Origin of the sequence: Phycicoccus sp. CSK15P-2 (assembly GCF_016888005.1) — a bacterium.
Taxonomy (GTDB): domain Bacteria; phylum Actinomycetota; class Actinomycetes; order Actinomycetales; family Dermatophilaceae; genus Phycicoccus.
Genome location: NZ_JAFDVE010000014.1, coordinates 142,705 through 159,492, shown reverse-complemented (window position 1 = coordinate 159,492; position 16,788 = coordinate 142,705). Strand labels below are relative to the sequence as shown.

Annotated in this window: 13 protein-coding genes; 3 read left to right on the top strand and 10 right to left on the bottom strand. The window is 74.6% G+C overall.

The window, feature by feature from the left end; genetic code table 11:
* Positions 1-41 precede the first annotated feature (41 nt).
* From menC to JQN72_RS09800, 9 genes are read right to left on the bottom strand one after another with little or no spacing between them, the layout of a single operon-like run.
* Positions 42-1,148 (bottom strand): o-succinylbenzoate synthase, encoded by a 1,107-nt coding sequence (gene menC, locus JQN72_RS09840; RefSeq protein ID WP_204135001.1) that lies wholly within the window; start codon positions 1,146-1,148, stop codon positions 42-44.
* Positions 1,145-2,008, bottom strand: a complete 864-nt coding sequence (locus tag JQN72_RS09835; RefSeq protein ID WP_204135000.1) for a GNAT family N-acetyltransferase — start codon at positions 2,006-2,008, stop codon at positions 1,145-1,147. The genes menC and JQN72_RS09835 overlap by 4 nt, the downstream gene beginning before the upstream one ends.
* Positions 2,005-3,123, bottom strand: coding sequence for a M20/M25/M40 family metallo-hydrolase (locus tag JQN72_RS09830; RefSeq protein WP_204134999.1), 1,119 nt, complete (start codon positions 3,121-3,123; stop codon positions 2,005-2,007). The genes JQN72_RS09835 and JQN72_RS09830 overlap by 4 nt, the downstream gene beginning before the upstream one ends.
* Positions 3,123-6,425 (bottom strand): serine hydrolase, encoded by a 3,303-nt coding sequence (locus JQN72_RS09825; protein WP_204134998.1) that lies wholly within the window; start codon positions 6,423-6,425, stop codon positions 3,123-3,125. Before JQN72_RS09825 ends, JQN72_RS09830 begins: the two co-directional genes overlap by 1 nt.
* Positions 6,422-7,168 carry an ATP-binding cassette domain-containing protein gene (locus JQN72_RS09820; RefSeq protein ID WP_204134997.1) on the bottom strand — a complete coding sequence of 249 codons (747 nt, stop codon included), beginning with the start codon at positions 7,166-7,168 and terminating at the stop codon, positions 6,422-6,424. Before JQN72_RS09820 ends, JQN72_RS09825 begins: the two co-directional genes overlap by 4 nt.
* Entirely contained in the window at positions 7,165-9,084 is a 1,920-nt protein-coding gene (locus JQN72_RS09815; RefSeq protein ID WP_204134996.1) for a dipeptide/oligopeptide/nickel ABC transporter permease/ATP-binding protein, read from the bottom strand. Before JQN72_RS09815 ends, JQN72_RS09820 begins: the two co-directional genes overlap by 4 nt.
* 1 nt (position 9,085) lies before the next feature.
* A complete protein-coding gene (locus tag JQN72_RS09810; protein WP_204134995.1) occupies positions 9,086-10,087 on the bottom strand; it encodes an ABC transporter permease in 1,002 nt (333 codons plus the stop codon).
* 6 nt (positions 10,088-10,093) lie between these two features.
* The gene (locus tag JQN72_RS09805) at positions 10,094-11,650 is read right to left on the bottom strand and encodes an ABC transporter substrate-binding protein (RefSeq protein WP_204134994.1); all 1,557 of its coding nucleotides are present in this window, start codon (positions 11,648-11,650) and stop codon (positions 10,094-10,096) included.
* Between the two features lie 22 nt (positions 11,651-11,672).
* Positions 11,673-13,061 (bottom strand): serine hydrolase, encoded by a 1,389-nt coding sequence (locus tag JQN72_RS09800; RefSeq protein ID WP_204134993.1) that lies wholly within the window; start codon positions 13,059-13,061, stop codon positions 11,673-11,675.
* A 118-nt stretch (positions 13,062-13,179) separates the two neighbouring features.
* On the opposite strand from JQN72_RS09800, the gene JQN72_RS09795 reads away from it, so the two are divergent.
* The 3 genes from JQN72_RS09795 to JQN72_RS09785 are packed head-to-tail and all read left to right on the top strand — an operon-like array spanning position 13,180 to position 15,328.
* Complete coding sequence (locus JQN72_RS09795) at positions 13,180-13,455, top strand: hypothetical protein (protein WP_204134992.1); 276 nt, start codon at positions 13,180-13,182, stop codon at positions 13,453-13,455.
* Positions 13,452-14,684 carry a sensor domain-containing protein gene (locus JQN72_RS09790; protein WP_204134991.1) on the top strand — a complete coding sequence of 411 codons (1,233 nt, stop codon included), beginning with the start codon at positions 13,452-13,454 and terminating at the stop codon, positions 14,682-14,684. The genes JQN72_RS09795 and JQN72_RS09790 overlap by 4 nt, the downstream gene beginning before the upstream one ends.
* Positions 14,672-15,328, top strand: a complete 657-nt coding sequence (locus JQN72_RS09785; protein WP_204134990.1) for a response regulator transcription factor — start codon at positions 14,672-14,674, stop codon at positions 15,326-15,328. The genes JQN72_RS09790 and JQN72_RS09785 overlap by 13 nt, the downstream gene beginning before the upstream one ends.
* Positions 15,329-15,401: 73 nt before the next feature.
* On the opposite strand, the gene JQN72_RS09780 is transcribed toward JQN72_RS09785, so the two are convergent.
* Positions 15,402-16,628: a serine hydrolase gene (locus JQN72_RS09780; RefSeq protein ID WP_204134989.1), complete on the bottom strand. Its 1,227-nt coding sequence runs from the start codon at positions 16,626-16,628 to the stop codon at positions 15,402-15,404.
* Positions 16,629-16,788: the final 160 nt, after the last annotated feature.

Genomic DNA, 16,788 nt, shown 5'->3' with positions numbered 1-16,788 from the left:
GCGACCCGGGGTCGTCGTCCGTACCCGAGGGGCCGTCCGGCTCATCCGGGGACCCACTCGGTGCGCGTCGTCACCACCGCGAGACGCTCCGGCACCGGGAGGACCCCGAGGCCCGGCCCCTGCGGCACGGCGAGATGGCCGTCGGCGAGGACGAACGGCTCGGTGATGTCCTCCCGGTAGTAGCGCCCGGACGCCGAGGTGTCACCGGGCAAGGTGAACCCGGGCAGCGCGGCGAGGGCGACGTTGGCCGCCCGGCCCAGCCCGGTCTCGAGCATCCCCCCGCACCACACCGGCACGCCGTGCGCGGCCGCGACGTCATGGATCCGGCGCGCCTCCAGATAGCCGCCGACCCGGCCGGGCTTGACGTTGACGACCGAGCAGGCACCGAGCCGGATGGCAGCCGCGGCGTCCCGGGCCGAGGTGATCGACTCGTCGAGGCAGATCGGGGTGCGGACCAGCTTCGCCAGGTCGGCATGGCCGAGCACGTCCTCCTCCTCGAGCGGCTGCTCGACGAGCAGGAGGTCGAACGGGTCGAGCCGGGCGAGCTGCGCGGCGTCCCCGAGCGTGTAGGCGGTGTTGGCGTCGACCTGGAGGAGCACGCCGTCCCCGAAGCGCTCGCGGACGGCGCGCACCGGCTCGACGTCCCACCCGGGCTCGATCTTCAGCTTGATCCGGAGGTACCCCTCGTCGAGGTAGCCGCCCACCGCGTCGAGCAGCTCGGGGATGCTGTCCATGATGCCGACCGACACCCCGCACGGGACCCGGTCGTGCACCGCGCCGAGCTCACGGGCGAAGGAGCGCCCGGCCGCGCGCAGCTCGGCATCGAGGACGCCCATCTCGAGCGCGGCCTTCGCCATCCGGTGCCCCTTGACCGCGGCGAGCGCCGGCAGCACGGCGGCGCCGTCGAGGTCGGAGCGTCCGGCGAGCGCCGGGACGAGGAAGCGTCGCAGCACGTCGGCGGCCCCCTCCGTGTACTCCGCCGAGTACAGCGGGCTGGGCATCGTCACACATTCGCCCCAGCCCTCCCCGACGTCGGTGACGACACGCAGGACGAGCAGGTCACGCGTCGTCTGCGTGCCGAACGAGGTCCGGAACGGCCCGACCAGCGGTAGCGAGACGTGGTGGATCTCGACACCCTCGAGCTTCACGGGGTCCTCCTCAGGACGTACGAACCGGACCGCGTGAACCCGACGACGCGGGCGCCGTCGGCGAACAGCCCGGTGAGCGTGGCCCGCACCGCGGTGCGCCAGTCGGCGGCCAGGCCGGGGTCGCCGGTGCGCAGCCGGGTGACGTCGCGCGGGACGGCGACGAGGCACACCTCCGCGTCGGCCGGGCCCGGGACCGGCGCACCGGCGGCGTCCGCGGCGAGAGCGACGGTGGCGTCCGGCGGCACGACCGGGACGCGGGGAGAGCCGGCACACGCCTGCTCGACGGACGGGGCCCGGAGGGACCACCGCACGAGCAGCCGGTCCGAGTCGCCGTCGCCGTTGATGTCGTCGAGCATCGCGCCGTAGAAGTTCGGCAGGTACTCGGCCGGCGTGGCCGCGAGCTTGGAGATGTTGAACCACGCGTTGCGCCCGACGAGCGGGTCGAAGGTCCAGGCGATCTCGGTGACACCGCGGGCCAGCGTCCACTCGCGCTGGTGCACCTTGAGGGCGAACCCCACGCTGCGGCCCAGCGCCTCGGGGGCGACGCCGGCGATGTGGCTGTGCAGCGCGTCCTCGAGCGGGGCGTGGAAGAAGCCGACGCACGCGCCGAGGAGCCGGTCACCGTCGAAGGCCCCCGCGACGTGGTTGCCCGCCTTCGCGAACGCCCGCAGCAGCTCGAGGGTCACCGGCGGGTTCGCCTGTCGCCCCCAGATCCGGGAGAGCAGCACGACCGCCTGCTGGAGGTCACCGATGTCGGCGAGGTCGCGCACCGTGACACCGGCCGCGCGCGCTGCGGCCGCGGCCGCCTCCGCTGGGTCGGGCCCGGTCTGCGTCGTCGTCGGTCTCTCGTGCGTGCTCATCGGCCCTCCTCCGGCTCCATGGTGGCGGACGGGTCGGAGAGCAGGTCGCGGACGAGCTCGGCGAGCAGACGGGTCCGCGGGGCCAGCTCGTCGACCCGGACGTGCTCGTCGGCGGCGTGGGCCCCTCCGCCCACGGCGCCGAGGCCGTCGAGGGTCGGGGTGCCCACCCCGGCCGTGAGGTTGCCGTCGGACGCACCGCCCACGGCGGTCCCGAACGGCACCGGGAGCCCTGACCGCTCGGCCACGGCCGCGGCGCGGTCCAGGAGCGCCGCGGACGAGCGGGCCTCCATCGGGGGGCGGTTGGGTCCACCGGTCGGTTCGAGCAGCACCTCGGGCAGGACGGCGCGGAGGGCGTTCACCGCGTGGTCCACCCGCGACTGCTCGGCGACGGTCCGCACCCGGACGTCGACCGCGACCGATGCGTCCGCCGGCACGGTGTTCGTCGTCGTGCCGCCCCGCATGAGCGTGGGCGTCACCGTCGTCCCGAGGTCGGGGCGGGCGAGCGCCGCGAGCGCGAGCACCTGGTGCGCGAGCTCGACGCTCGCGTTGACGCCCTGCTCCGGCGCGAGCCCGGCGTGTGACGCCCGCCCGCGCACCCGGACCTCGTACAGCGAGACCCCCTTGCGCTCGCCCTTGAGCGCGCCGCTGTCGTCGGCGGCTTCGAGGACCAGCGCGGCGCCGGCCGCCCGGGCCTCCTCCTCGACGAGTGGGCGCGAGCTGGGCGAGCCGAGCTCCTCGTCGCCGGTGACGAGCAGGGTCACGCCGTCCAGCCCGGCGAGCGCGTGGAACGCCATCGCCAGCCCGGCCTTCATGTCGAGGCACCCCGGTCCGCGCAGGATCCCGTCCTCGACGACGCACGGGTACCGCTCGAGGGTCCCCAGCGGCCACACCGTGTCGTGGTGGCCGAGGACGAGGACACTGCCCGGCGCGGAGCCGAGCCGCCAGCGCAGATGCGTGCGGCCGCCGACGACGACGCGCTCGGGCTCGCTGCCCAGCCTGCGCGCGCCTACCTGCGCCGTGACCTCCGCCGACCGGGCGACGGCCGCGAGGTCGGACGACGGCGACTCGCACGCGACCAGCTCGCGGGTGTCGGAGATCAGCGCACCGAGGTCCATCACGCGACCCTGGGAGTGGCGCGGACGCCGAAGTGCAGGTACTCCTCGCCGGTCGGGAGGGAGTAGAACGTCACGGGGAACCACGTCCCGGCGCCGTGCGGACGGGTCAGGAAGACGCCGTCGGCGAACGGGACGAGGGCGTGCTCCTCGACGGGGTCCGGCACCATCTCGGCGATGGGCCCGACGACCGTCGTGCGCATGAGCGGACCGTCGGGGCCGTGCTCGACGTCGATGTGCACCCCGGCCCGCTCGTAGCGTCCCACGTAGGGGGCGACGGCCGCCGCGGCGTCGGTCCCCGGCACGTCGGGGGGCGACAGCCGCGCCGGCATCGACACACCCGCGACCTCGGCGAGGAGCTCGCGGAACAGGTCCTCGTACAGGTCACGGCCGTGGTCGCTGTTCGTCAGGAGCGTCACCGCGACACCCGCGTCCGGGACGACCCGCAGGAAGGCCGTCTGACCGATGGTGTTGCCGTCGTGGCCGTAGAGCCGCTGCCCGTCCCAGCCGAAGCGGATCCACCCGAGCCCCCACGAGTCACCGAGCGAGAGCGTGTCCGGCAGGTCGGCCTGGTGCGCGACCATGGCCGCTGCCGACTCCTCGGAGAGCAGGCGTCCGCCGTCCGGCGCGAGCCCGCCGGTGAGGTGCAGCCGGGCGAAGGCCAGCACGCCGGCGGCGTCGGAGACGACGAGCCCGGCCGGCCCGAGCGAGCGCGGCAGCTGCCACACCGGTGCCGTCGTCGTCGTGCCGTCCTGGGTCACGTGGCCGACTGCCGCGGAGTGCAGCAGGGCCTCCTCGGGCAGGGTCAGCGTGTGTGCCATGCCGAGCGGGGTGAACAGCCGCTCGCGCATCGCCGCGTCCCACGTCGTCCCGGTCAGGCACTCGACCACCCGGCCGAGCAGCGAGTACCCGGCGTTGCAGTAGGACCACGTCGCGCCGAGGGGATGGTTCTGGTTCTGCTCGGCGAGCAGCTCGACGTACCTCTCGAGGCAGTCGTCGCCGCGGCCGGTGTCGGTGAAGACGTCGCCGTCGATCCCGCTCGTGTGGTCCAGCAGGTGCCGGACGGTGACCGTCCGGGTGACCTCGGGGTCGGCGAGCCGGAAGCCCGGCACGACGTCGGCGACCGGCGTGTCGAGGGTGACCAGCCCCTCGTCGACGAGCTGCATGACGACGGTGGCGGTCCACACCTTCGAGACCGACCCGATCTGGAACACCGACTCGTCGACGACCGGATGGCCCGTCGCGGTGCTCAGCTCGCCGTGGGCAGCGACGACGACCTCGTCGTCCCCGTCCGGTGTGAGACGCAGCACCCCCAGTGCTGCGCCGGGAACCCCGTGACGCCGGGCGAGAGCGGCGAGGCGTCGCTCCCAGTGGGCCCCGTCCAGCGCCGGCCGCCCGCCGTGCAGGGCGTGGCGCTCCACCCAGTCGACGACGCGGCGGGAGTAGTCGAGCCGGTGCGACGGACGCCCCAGGAGGACGAAGGCGTGCGCCGCACCGGGGTACAGGACGAGCTCGGTGGGGACGCCGCGCGTGCGCAGGGCCGTCTGCCACTGCTGCGCCTGGCCCACCGGGCAGGTGCGGTCGTTCGCGCCGTGCAGCAGCAGGGTCGGCGTCCGGACCTGTCCGACCGCGGTGACCGGCGACATGGCGGCGAACCGCTCCGGCTGGTCCCACGGGGTGCCGCCGAGCTCCTCGGCGCTGGAGCAGGGGTCCGTCGCACAGGTGCCCACCATGCTCACGAGGTCGCTGACCACCCCGCCCCCGACGGCCGCCACGAACCGGTCGTCGTGGCCGGTGAGCCAGCAGGTCATGAACCCGCCGTAGCTGTAGCCGGTCACCGCGAGGCGGCCGGGGTCGGCGACCCCCTCGGCGACGAGGGTGTCGAGCGGCTCGAGGAGGTCTGCAGCATCGGCGGTCCCCCATCCACCGCACACCCCGGTCATGAACTCCTCGCCGTAGCCGTCGCTGCCCCGCGGGTTGACGAGCAGCACCGCCCAGCCGCGGGCGACGAGCTCCTGGTGGTAGAAGTGCATCTCGTCCGCGGCGGCGTTCCACGCGTTGTGCGGGCCACCGTGCACGTCGAGCAGGAGCGGGAGCGGTCCCTCGCGGTCCGGGTCGCGCAGCAGCCAGCCCTGGACCTCGGTGCCGTCGCCGGTCGTGAAGGTCCGCGGCTCGGGCTCGACGAGCTCGACGTCGGCGAGGGGTGCGCCGTGGTCGGTGAGCACCGTCTCGGTGCCGGAGTCGAGGTCGAGGGCGACGACCTCGCCGTAGGAGGACGGCGTGCCGAGGACGACCACCGCCGTCCGGCCGACGACGGACAGCCCCGAGACCACCCGGCCCTCGCCCGCCAGGACGGGCACGGCGGGCTCGTCCTCGGCCACCACCCACAGGTGGGTGCAGCCTCGGTCCCGCAGGCACACGAGCACCCGCCCGTCGGCCAGCTCGTGCGGCCGGCCACCGGGATAGGCCGGGCCCCCGGGCATGACGTTGCGGTCGACGGACGCCGTGAGCCGGGCCCGGGTGTCGCCGTGGAGTGCGACCCGGACGAGGTGCTCGTGCCCGACGGAGCCGCTGGGCCGGCCGACGACGAGCAGACCGGTGCCGTCGGCGGTGAAGGACACCGCGGAGACGGTCCCGTCGACGGAGCCCACGACCCGGGGCGCACCCGGCTCGTCGACGGCGACGACGTGCGCCGCCGACCGGAGGGTGACGTCCGGGGCGTCGCCGACCCCGCGGACGAAGGCCAGCCGACCTCCGTCCGGTGACCACGCGGGGCTCGCGGCGTCCTCGGGGCCGTCGGTGACCTGCCGGACCCGACCCGTGTCGAGGTCGACGACGTGCACCTGGTGTCGCACGGCCCCGACGAGGCCGTCCCCGTCGGTCTGGTAGTCGAGCCGGCGCGTGACGAGAGGGTCCTCGCCCTCCCCCGGGTCGACCGGCGCGGTCGTGGCGAGGCGGCGTCCGTCCGGGCTCCAGACCGGGGCCGTCGCGCCCGGCAGGTCGGCGACCTGACGGACCTGCTCGCCGTCGACGCCCGGGGTGAGGACCTGCACACGGCCCTCGCGCAGGAACGCGACGCGCGACCCGTCCGGGGACCATGCCGGCGAGGTGTCCGCCGGGCCGTCGCTGAGCGGCCGGGCGTCCCCGCCGGCGACCGACACCGTCCACAGCCGGTCGACGGCCCTGTCGGTCTCGGCGTCGAGGGTGCGCACGACGTACACCACGCGGGTGCCGTCGGGGGACAGCACCGGCCGGGAGGGCACGGCGAGGAGGTAGAGGTCCTCGAGGCGGGGTCGGCGGGTCATCGGTGGCTCCTCGACGGGCGGTCACCGCGGGGTACCGCGGCGAGCAGCTGACGGGTGTAGTCGTGCTCGGGATCGGCGAGCACACGGTGGGTCGGGCCCTCCTCGACGAGGCGGCCTGCGTGCATGACGGCCACGTGCGACGCGACATAGCGCACCAGCGCGAGGTTGTGCGAGATGAACAGCATCGAGAGGCCGAGCTCGGCCTGCAGCTCGCGCACGAGGTTGAGCACTGCCCCCTGGATGGAGACGTCGAGCGCGGAGGTGATCTCGTCGGCGATGACCACCCGCGGACGGGCCGCGAGCGCCCGGGCGAGCGCCACGCGCTGCCGCTGGCCGCCGGAGAGGTCGGCCGGACGCGCCGCCGCCCGCGCGGGGTCGAGGTGGACGAGCTCGAGCAGCCGGGCCACCTCCGCGTGTCGTCCCGTCCGAGGCATCGAGCGGGGCATCGGCTCGCTCACGGAGTCGCCGATGCTCATCCGCGGGTCGAGGGAGGAGTACGGGTCCTGGAAGACCATCTGGACCGGGCGGTACGTTCCCCGGGTCGGGACCGGCTCTCCGTCGAGCGTGATGCGCCCGGTGAACGGCGTGAGCCCCACGGCCGCGCGGGCCAGGGTGGACTTGCCCGACCCGGAGCCCCCGACGAGGCCGACGACCGCTCCCGGGGGCACCGCCAGGCTCACGCCGTCGACCGCCGTCGTGGCGCCGAAGCCCACCCGGACGTCCTCGAAGACCAGCCCGTTCACGGCACACCCACCTCTCCCGGGGCGGCCGTGGTCGCGGCCTCCGCGGGCCCGTCGGCGTGCCAGCAGGCCACCCGGTGACCGGTGTCGTCGCTCACGAGGGACGGGTCCTCCTCGACGCAGCGAGCGGAGGCGAGGGGACACCGCGGCGCGTAGGCACAGCCCGGCGGGAGGGCCCCGGGGTCGGCCGGCGTCCCGGGGATGACCGGGAGCGCCGCCTCGAGGTCGGTGTCCATGTCGGGGACGGCCGCCACGAGCGCCCGCGTGTAGGGGTGCCGGGCGTCGTCGTCGAGGGACGCGGCCGGCAGGTCCTCGACGATGCGGCCGGCGTACATGACGACCACGCGGTCGCAGACGCTGCGCACGACCGCGACGTCGTGGCTGATGAGCACGAGGGCGACGTCGTCCGCCGCCCGGACGTCGGCGAGGAGGTCGAGGACCTGTTGCTGGACGGTGACGTCGAGGGCGGTCGTCGGCTCGTCGGCGACGACGAGTGACGGCGAGCCCATGAGCCCCATCCCGATCATCGCGCGCTGCCGCATACCGCCGGAGAACTCGTGCGGGTACTGGCGGGCGCGCCGCTCGGGCTCCGGGATGCGCACCGCGCCGAGCCGGTCCACGGCGCGCGCGAGCGCCTCGGCCCGGCCGAGACCCTGGTGGTGGCGGGCACCCTCGGCGAGCTGGGCACCGACCCGACGAGTCGGGTTGAACGAGGTCGTCGGGTCCTGGAACACCATCGCCAGCGAGGTGCCCAGCAGCCGGCGGTGCGCCCGTCCGTCGGCCTCGGTGAGGTCGGTGCCGAGGAGCGTGAGCCGCCCCGCCTCGACCCGCGCGAGGTCGCCCGCGAGCCGGCTCACCGCGAGGGCGGTCAGCGACTTCCCCGAGCCGGACTCGCCGACGACGCCGAGCGCCTCGCCGCGACGCACGGAGAACGTGACACCCCGGACCGGACGCACCGGTCCTCTCGCCCCGGGCACGGTCACCTCGAGGTCGCGCACGTCGAGGACCAGGTCGTCGCCGACCGCGCGCGGCGCCTCGTCGGCCGCCACCGGCGCGAGTCCGGGCACCGCGCGCGGAGCGCGACCGGGGCGGCGTGCGACGCCGCCGACCCCGAGCGCCTTCGCGACCGTCTCGCCGACGAGGTTGAACGCCAGACCCGCGACGAGCACCGCCGCACCCGGCGTGAGCGCGGCAGCGGGGTTGACGTAGATGGCTCCGATCCCGTCGTAGAGCAGGCGGCCCCAGTCGTACCCGGGCTGCTGCACCCCGAGGCCGAGGAAGGACAGGCCGGCGAAGGAGAGCAGCGCCGCCCCGGTGCCCACGGTGGCGTTGACGACGAGCGGTTCGGAGATGTTGGGCAGGACGTGGCGCAGGAGGACGCGCAGCCGTCCGACTCCGGCGACCCGGGCCGCCGCCACGTAGTCCCGGGCGGCGACACCGGCGACGAGGGTCTGGGTCAGGCGGGCGAAGGCCGGGGCGCCGGCGAGGCCGATGGCGAACACCGCCCCCGTCGCGCCGACTCCGAAGATCGTGGCGAAGAACAACGCGAGGAGCAGACCGGGGAAGGCCACCGCGATGTTGACCGCCGCCGTGACCACCCGGCCCAGCCGGCGGCCCAGCAGGAACGGCGCCGTCCCGAGGACGAGACCGGCCAGGACCGCGATGGCCGTCGCCGCCAGGGCGAGCAGGACGGAGAGTCGGGTCGCGACGAGCGTGCGCGCGAGGATGTCCCGGCCGAGGTTGTCGGTCCCCGCCCAGTGCTCCCCCGAGGGCGGCGAGAGGATGGACCCGGTGTCGACGGCGTCCGCGCTCGTCCCCCAGACGACCGGCGCGAGCACCGCGAGCCCGAGCACGCTGCCCGCCAGCACGGCGGCCGTCAGCCCGAGCGGTGTCCGGGCCGCGGTCGACCAGCGGCCCATCTCACGCCTCCCGGATCAGCGAGCGCGGGTCGAGCAGGGCGAGAGCGACGTCGACGAGGGTGTTGACGACGAGGACCCCGAGACCGTAGACGAGCACGACCGCCTGGACCATGGGGTAGTCCTTGCTGACGATGGACTGCACGATGGTGCTCCCCAGCCCCGGCCAGGCGAAGACGTTCTCGACCAGGACCGTGCCGGCGACCATGCTGCTGAGGATGATGCCCGCGAGGGTCAGCGAGGCCGTCAGGGCGTTCGGCAGGGCGTGACCGAGGTAGACGGTCCGGTCGGGCAGGCGCTTGGCGCGGGCCGTGCGGACGTAGTCGGCCTCGACCACCCCCACCATCTCGACGCGGATGATCCTCGAGAGCACGGCCGCCGGCCCGACCGCGAGCGCCAGCACGGGGAGCACGTAGGCCGACGCCCCGCTCGCCCCCGCGACCGGCAGCCACCCGAGACCGACGCCGAAGACGTAGACGAGGGCCACCCCGAAGAGGAAGTCCGGGATGGTGCCGAGGACGACGCTCGTCGTCGTGAACGCGAGCTCGGTCCGGCGGCCGTGGCCGCGCCGGGTGAGCACGCCGACGGCGACGCCGAGCGGGACGGCGACGGTCACGGCGAGGACGAAGGCGAGCCCGGCCAGGACCAACGTGGCCGGAAGCCGCTGGGCGACGACCTGCGACACCGGGAGCTGCGAGACGAGCGAGGTGCCGAGGTCGCCGGTGACGAGCCCCCGGAGGAAGTCGGCGTACTGCACGGGGAGGGGCTCGTCCAGCCCGAGGGCGCGGCGCTTGGCCTCGACGAGCTCCGTCGGGGCCGTCGGGCCGAGGGCGGCGCGCACGGGGTCCCCCGGGATGAGATGGATCATGAGGAACGAGGCGGTGACGAGCACCCACAGTGACACGAGGAGCCGCCCGAGGCGGCGCACCGCGAACCCTGCCCAGGGCCGGGCCGCCGGGAGCATGTCCCGCGACCCGGCCCGGGCGAGCAGGCCGGTCGACGCCACGTCGTGCTACTCCTGCACCAGGCGGATGCTCGTGGGTTCGAGCTCGCCCGGGATCTCGAAGCGCGCGCCCTTGCCGTAGGTCCGCACGACGTTGTTGGCGAACGGCACGACGTCTGCGGCGGCGACCACCGCGGAGTCGCCCTCCAACCAGGCCGCACAGCTCTCCGCGCCGGACAGGGCGCTCGCCTTCTCCGCCGCCGCCGCGTAGTCGGCGTTCTCGATGCCGGCGAAGTTGGTGCCGCCCTCGGCGGCGCCGGGGCCGGAGAGGAACGGCACGAGCTGGTCGGGGCTGTTGACGTTGAGCGGCACCCAGGCGATGTCCCAGTCCCCCGTCCCGAAGATCGCCTGCTGGAGCGCCGTCGCGTCCTGGCCCTTGGCGGTGACGTCCGCGCCCGCGGCCTTCCACTGCTGGACGGCGAGCTCGGCCGCGGCGGCCACCGCGCTGCCGGCCGAGCTGTCGTAGAGGAAGGTCATGGCCGGCAGGCCGGACAGGGTGGCCTCGGCGGCCTCGACGTCCTGCGCCGGCAGGGAGCCACTCACCGAGTCACCGGGGCAGGCGGTGGGCGGCAGGGCCGCGAGCGTGGTGGCCGGGGCGCCCTTGCCCGCGGTGAGGACGGACTGGAGCTCGGCGAGGTCGAGGGCCTGGGTGAGCGCCATCCGCACGTCGGCCTCGCTCGTCGGGTGTCCCGAGCCCTGGTTGTACCACTGCTCGCCGATGAGGGCGGGGGTCTTGGCGGCGAAGAGGCCGGACTGCTCGAGCCGCTCGGCGTCGGGCCCCATGATCTCCGAGGCGTTGACCTCCCCGGAGAGGAGCAGGTTCGCGGCGGTGCTCTCGTTCTCGATGATCCGCATCGTCACGGTCGCCGGAGTACCCGGCGCGTCGGTCGAGGCACCGTCCTTGCCCCAGGAGTACCCGTCGCGTCTCGTGTACGTGTAGTGGTCCCCGGGAACCGCCTCGGTGAGCCGGAAGGGGCCGGTCCCGGCCGAGCCGCCGGTCAGGGAGCCGCGGTCCTCCAGACCCGCGTCGCAGACCATCGGCAGGCTCGCGAGGCCGTTGAGGACGAACGGTGCGGGCTGGGCCAGGGTGAGGGTCACCGTGCCGGCCCCCTCGTCCGCGGTCGCGGTGGCACCGGGGGGCAGGAACGTCCCGAGGAACGGGCTCTCGTTCTCCGGGTCGCCCACGTACGCGATGTTGTCGGCCACCGTCTGCGCGGTGAACGGACTGTCGTCGGAGCAGGTGACGCCGTCGACGAGGGTGAAGGTGACCGTCGTGCCGTCGACCGACCACTCCGCGGCCAGCTGCGGGAGGATCTCCCCGGACTCGCCGTCGACGCTCACGAGGGAGTCGTAGGCCAGCTGCGAGACGGTGAACAACGCGCTCGACGCGGAGGAGTGGGGGTCGAGGTTCCCCGGGTCGGCCTGGAGCGCCATCGTGAAGGTGCCGTCCTCGACGAACGTGGGCTCGGCATCGGGCGAGGCACCCGGTTCGCCGCCGCCGCCGCTGCATCCGGCGACGAGGGTGGCGGAGAGGCAGAGGGCGAGGGCTGGTCTGCGGAGCGTCATCGGGGAGTCCTGTCGTCGGTGGTCAGACGCCGGCCCGGCGGACGGCGCGTCCGAGGTGGAGGTAGAGGGCGTGACCGGCACCGTCGTCTCCGACGAAGGCGTGCGGCATGTACATGCCCCGGTCCGCGTCGACCGGGATGAGCATGTCGTCGCCGTAGTGGACGAGCTCGGTGCGCTCGGCCTGCCCGCCCAGCTCGACGTAGTCGCCCTTGGGGACGAGGTCGAGCCAGATCCGCCCGTCGTCGTCCTGGCTGACCGTCAGGTCGAACACGCTGGCCGAGTACGTGCCGAGGTAGCGCGAGGCGTCGACGGTCTCGGGGTCCTGCGGCGGGGCGGGGAGGTCGGGCAGACGGACGTCCGTCAGCATCCCCAGCACGTGACCGACGACCTCGCGGTAGAAGGAGACGACGTCCCCGCCGTTGGTCAGCAGCGCGACCGCGACGCCGGCCCCTGGCACCATCCGCAGGAACGCGTGCTGCCCGATCGTCGTCCCGTCGTGCCCGACCAGGAGCCCGGTGGGGGTGTCGAACCGTTCGAAGCCGAGGCCCCACGACGTCCCCATGAGACCGAGAGCGGGCAGGTCGACGGCATGGGCCCACATGCGTTCCGGCGTGCCCGCCGCGAGCACTCGCGTGCCGTCGGGGGCATGCCCGTCGTCGAGGTGCATCCGGGCGAACGCCACGAGGTCGCGTGCCGTCATCGACAGCATCGCTCCGGCCGGGGCGTTCGAGCGGGGCATCGCCCAGACCGGGGCCCGCTGCAGGCTGCCGCCGGGCTCGGCCTCGACGTGCCCGACGGCGGCGCGGTGCAGGATCGCCTCGAGGGCGGAGGTGGCCACGTGGGTCAGGCCGAGCGGTGCGGCGAGACGCTCGTGCAGGGCGGCGTCGTACGTCGTGCCGCGCAGGACCTCGACGACCCGCCCGAGGACGCAGTAGCCGGCGTTGTTGTAGGAGAACCGCTCACCGGGCGGGAAGAGCTGGGGGACGTCGTGGAGCTCGGCGACGTACTTCTCCAGGGCGTCGTCGCCGACGCCGGTGTCGGTGAAGATGTCGCCCTCGAAACCGGCGGTGTGCTCGAGCAGCTGCCGGGGGGTGATCCGCTCGGTGGCCTCGCGGTCGCCCACGGCGAACTCGGGGAGCACCTCGCGCACCGGGGCGTCGAGGTCGAGCAGCCCCTCGTCGGCGAGCTGCAGGACGAGCGAGGCCGTCCACAGCTTGGTCGCCGAGCCGATCTGGAAGACCGAGTCGGTCGTGGCCTCGACGCCGGTCGCCAGGTTGAGCACGCCGGCCGCGCCCTCGACGACCTCGTCCGCCCGGAGGACCGCCCAGGACGCGCCCGGCACGCGATGGGCCCGCATCAGCTCGGGGACCTGCTGGTCCAGCCAGTCACGGACGGCGTCGAGATCGCTCATGGCGTGTCACCGTAGGGGCGACCCGACACCCCGCGTTCGTCCGCCTCCACGAAGTGGAGACCGTCCGACTGTCCGGTTGCACAATGACCATGCGGGCGCGCGGTCCTACGGTCGACCCGTGACGACGCCCGCGGCCGCTCAGGGAGCGCGTGCGGGCCTCATCACGCTCCGGGTCCGCTGCGCCACCTCGGACGGGATGCTCACCCGCCTCGCCGCCACGCTCGGCCCGCACCCGGTGGACCACCTGACCTACGACGCCGCCCCGGACGGCAGGGTCGAGGCCGTCGTGGGGCTGACCGCGGACGCCTGGCAGCAGCGGCGGGTCGCCGCCAAGCTGCGCCGGCTGGTCGGCGTCGTCGACGTCGTCGCCGAGGCAGCGCACGACGGGTCGTGACGGTGCCTCGCCCCCGCCGCCCGGCGATGGCCCAGCGCCTGCGGCGTACCGCCGACGCGCTCGAACGGCTCGTCGCCGGTCTGGGGTCCGCCGTCGTCGCGATCGGCACCCTGATCGGCGTCGTCGTCGTGGCCGGCCTGTCGCTCGTCGGCGTCGGCCTCCCGGCCGTGGCCCCCACCGCGCAGGTCCTCCGGGGCGTCGCCGACCGCGAGCGTCGCCGGCTCGGTCTGGGGCCGGCCGATGCTCCGGTCCCGTCCACCGCGCGGGCGACCTTCGCGGACCCCACCACCCGCCGCGAGCTCGGTTGGCTCGCCGCCCACGCCACCCTCGGATGGCTCAGTGGGCTCGTCGGTCTCGTGCTGCCGCTCTACGCGCTCCAGTCGCTCACGTTCCCTCTCTGGTTCCGGTGGGTGGATGCCGAGACCGGCGGCCCGGGCCCGCTCGTGTGGCCCGTACGCGACCTCGCCGACGCTCTCGTCGTCGCCGCCCTCGGCCCGGTCTGGGCCGTCCTCTCCGTGCTCGTCCTGCCCGGGCTCGCGCGCCTCCAGGAGTGGCCCGCCCGCCACCTGCTCCGGCCGGCAGGGAGCGAGCTGGCACTGCGTGTGGCCGAGCTCCGGGCGACCCGGGCCGCGGCCCTCGACGCGCACGCCGCCGAGCTCCGCCGCATCGAGCGGTCCCTGCACGACGGCACCCAGAACCGGCTCGTCGCCGTCTCGGTCCTCCTCGGCTCGGCGAGGAGGGCCGTCCTGCGCGACCCCACGACCGCGGCCGGTTCCCTGGAGCGTGCGCAGAGTGCGGCGGAGGCCGCGCTCGCCGAGCTGCGCTCGGTCGTCCGCGGCATCCTGCCTCCGATCCTGGACACCGAGGGCCTGGCCGGGGCGCTCGACGGGCTCGCGGCCGGGTGTGCCGTCCCGTGCTCCCTCGAGCTCGACCTGCCGGAGCGGTGCGCCCGGGCCGTCGAGGCGACGGCGTACTTCGCCGTGTCGGAGGCGCTGACGAACGTCAGCAGGCACAGCGGGGCCACGCGGGCTCGGGTCACCGCGGCGAGACACGGTCACGCCCTCGTCGTCGAGGTCGCCGACGACGGCCTCGGCGGTGCGCGGGACACCACCGGGTCGGGCCTCGAGGGCATCCGTCGCCGGGTCGAGGCGCACGACGGCCGGCTCTTCCTGTCGAGCCCGCCCGGTGGCCCGACGGTGCTGCGGGTGGAGCTGCCGTGCGGGTCGTGATCGCCGAGGACGACGCCCTGCTCCGGGAGGGGCTCGCCCTGCTGCTCGGGTCCGAGGGGATCGACGTCGTCGCGACCTCGACCGACGCCACGGGGCTGCTCGAGGACGTCGACACCCATCTCCCGGACGTCGCCGTCGTCGACGTCCGGATGCCCCCGACGCACACCGCCGAGGGGATCGCGGCCGCCGTCGAGGCCCGCCGCCGGCACCCGGACCTACGCGTCCTCGTCCTGTCCGCCCATGTCGAGCCGGCCTTCGCCGCCGAGCTCATGGCTGGGGGCGCGGCGGGGCTGGGCTACCTCCTCAAGGAACGGGTGGGCCGGGTCGAGGCCTTCCTCGAGGCACTCCAGCGGGTGGCCGACGGGGGCACTGCCATCGACCCGCTGGTCGTCGAGCAGCTGCTGACCCGGCAGCACCCCGCCTCGGCGCTCGACCGCCTGAGCCCCCGCGAGCGGGACGTCCTCGGCCTCATGGCGGAGGGCCTGGGCAACGCCGCGATCGCCGGCCGCCTCGTCGTCACCGAGGGCGCGGTGCACAAGCACATCCGCAGCATCTTCGCCAAGCTGGACCTGCCGCCCGGCGAGCAGCTCGACCGTCGGGTGGCCGCGGTACTCAGGCACCTCGAGGGCCGTCCTCCCGCCTGACCCCACGCCGGGACACCGATGGGCCCGCCGCCGTGGGACCCACGACGACGAGCCCCCGACGGGTGGCCGGTGCTCAGCTGGAGCAGATGGCCGTCTCGACGCTCTCGGACACGTGCTCGACCATCTCGAGGCTCGTCGGCAGGGCATTGACGACGACGACCGCCCAGCGCCCGTCCTCCGTGACGAGGTTGCGGGTCTCGAAGCCCTGGATGTCTCCGCCGTGCCCCCAGGCGTCGACACCGCACTCCAGCCGCGTGCGCGCCAGGCCGAGGCCGTACTCCCACGCGTCGTCGCCGGGGTCGAACTCCGGAGCGGGGACCGTGTCGCGCATCTCCTCCAGCTGGGCGGGTTCCAGGAGCTCGCCGCCGAGCAGCGCCTCCATGAAGCGCCCGAGGTCCTGCTGGGTGGCCACGAGCTGCCCGGCGGCCCACCCGAGAGAGGGGTCCATCCGCGTGAGGTCCTGCCAGGGCTCACCCGGACCGTCGGCGTAGTAGCCGTGCGGATGAGCGCCCCGGATGTCCTGCTCGCCGACCTCGGGCCAGTAGGTGTCCTCCATCCCCAGCGGCTCGATGATCCGCTGGGTGACCTGTTCGCCGATCGGCCGGCCCGTGACCCGCTGGGCCAGGAGGCCGAGCAGGATGTAGTTGGTGTTGCTGTACTCCCACTGGCTGCCGGGGGCGAAGTGGCTGTCCTCCGCGAGGGCTGCGTCGACGAGCTCCCGCGGCTCGAAGTACGTGTGCGCGATGTCGGCCAGGGAGCCGCCGTTGTCCGAGACGATCGTGTCGTAGTCGGGCAGGCCGCTCGTCTGCCGGAGCAGGTTGCGCACGGTGATCTCGCGGCCGTCGTTGCCGTTGCCCCGGACGATGCCCGGGAGGTAGGTCTCGACGGGCTCGTCGAGGTCGACCTTCCCCTCCCCGACGAGCTGGAGGACGACCGTCGCCGTGAACATCTTCGTGTTGCTCGCGATCCGCACCCGGCCGTCCGCCGTCATCGGGGCGCGGGTCTCGAGGTCGGACACCCCCGCGGTGTAGGTCCGGACCTTCCCGTCGGCGTCCCGCACGGCAGCGGCCGCGCCGGGGAACCCGTCCTCGGAGACGAGCCGGTCGAGCGCCTGCTGGACCTCGTCGGCGGTGTGCGAGCGGTCCGACGGCCCGCGGTGGTCACGGCCGGTGACGCCGGGATGCGAACCCGGCGTGCGTGCGGCTGCGGTGTCGAGGGCGGGCGTCGCGACGCCGAGCAGCGGGGCGACGAGGGAGGCCGCGAGCGTCGTGGCGACGGCGGCGGCACGGGAGCGTGTCATGGTCCGGACTCCTGATCCAGGTCGGTGGTCTGTGACACCTCCACGGTGCTCGCTCGGCCGCCCGGGCCCCATCCCGCCCACTGGAGTCTTCGGGGTACAGCAGGCACTACCCGCACGACACCGTCCCGGCCGCCACCACACGCAGGCCGGTCCTCGGGGC

Coding starts and splice junctions, on each gene's coding strand:
- JQN72_RS09835 (WP_204135000.1), bottom strand. CDS start 2,008: ATGAGCACGCACGAGAGACCGACGACGACGCAGACCGGGCCCGACCCA.
- JQN72_RS09830 (WP_204134999.1), bottom strand. CDS start 3,123: ATGGACCTCGGTGCGCTGATCTCCGACACCCGCGAGCTGGTCGCGTGC.
- JQN72_RS09825 (WP_204134998.1), bottom strand. CDS start 6,425: ATGACCCGCCGACCCCGCCTCGAGGACCTCTACCTCCTCGCCGTGCCC.
- JQN72_RS09815 (WP_204134996.1), bottom strand. CDS start 9,084: ATGGGCCGCTGGTCGACCGCGGCCCGGACACCGCTCGGGCTGACGGCC.
- JQN72_RS09805 (WP_204134994.1), bottom strand. CDS start 11,650: ATGACGCTCCGCAGACCAGCCCTCGCCCTCTGCCTCTCCGCCACCCTC.
- JQN72_RS09800 (WP_204134993.1), bottom strand. CDS start 13,061: ATGAGCGATCTCGACGCCGTCCGTGACTGGCTGGACCAGCAGGTCCCC.
- JQN72_RS09780 (WP_204134989.1), bottom strand. CDS start 16,628: ATGACACGCTCCCGTGCCGCCGCCGTCGCCACGACGCTCGCGGCCTCC.